The 996-nt window shown below is 44.2% G+C and carries 1 protein-coding gene; it reads right to left on the reverse strand.

The window, feature by feature from the left end:
• Positions 1-996, reverse strand: a 996-nt coding sequence (locus PVV66_RS09640) for a site-specific DNA-methyltransferase (RefSeq protein WP_273719619.1), incomplete at both ends; no start/stop codon positions are given.

Genomic DNA, 996 nt, shown 5'->3' on the forward strand with positions numbered 1-996 from the left:
TTTGTGCACCAGCACGGCGAATACGTTCGCTACCTATATCGCAGATAGTTTTATAACCAGCCTTATAAGCTTCGCTCTTTTCATCACATAATTCAGGCAATTGCACCATGATGAATTTGCGATTGCCACCATCTTCTGCATTCAAAGCCATCACTGCATGCGCTGTTGTGGCAGAGCCAGAGAAAAAGTCGAGAATGAGGTCATTGTTGCTAGTTGTTTGCTCAATAAGGTGCTTAATAAGATTTACACCTTTTGGATGATCAAAAAATTGCCCGCCCAAAAGCTGGCGTAGTTGTTTTGTCGCAACAAAGTTCATATCGGTCTCAAGCATAGAGCTAAAGGGCTTAGTCTGAGATTTAACTTCTGCTTGATGCCGCTTATAGGTCGGTGTCCCACGCCCACTTTTAGGAAAGATCACCTTGCCTTCGTTAATGATCCTTGCCATACGCTCTTTTTCATAAGCCCAAACACGGTTAGGGTTACATTCATACACCTGCCCCGTTTGCGGGTCAGTAATAGGATAAAAGAGATTTGGCCGCTCAGACGCTGTTTTATTACACGTTAAATCGCCTTGTGTCCAAGGCCCGCGCGGGTCCTGGTCAGAATTACTATAATTTTCGAAAGTCTTCTTTACACCACTAAAGGCCGTTAAACCTCTACTGTAACATAAAATGTAATCATGGTCCGTGCTGACATTATTATGCGCATCATTAGTACCAGTGCGCTTTTTCCACACCAATTGCGCGACAAAATTCTCTTCGCCAAACACCTCGTCGCACACTTTGCGCAAATTATGCACCTCATGATCATCTATTGAGATAAAGATCACACCATCGTCACGCAAAAGCGTCTGCGCCAAACGCAAGCGTGGATAAATCATATTGAGCCACGCTGTGTGAAACCGCCCCATTGTTTCAGGGTTCGATTTTGTCGTTTGGCTCGTCACTTCCTTATAGCGCGCCAACGGGTCCTTGAAATTATCTTCATAAATAAAAT

The sequence above is a fragment of the Bartonella sp. AU16XJBT genome (assembly GCF_028618665.1).
GTDB lineage: Bacteria > Pseudomonadota > Alphaproteobacteria > Rhizobiales > Rhizobiaceae > Bartonella.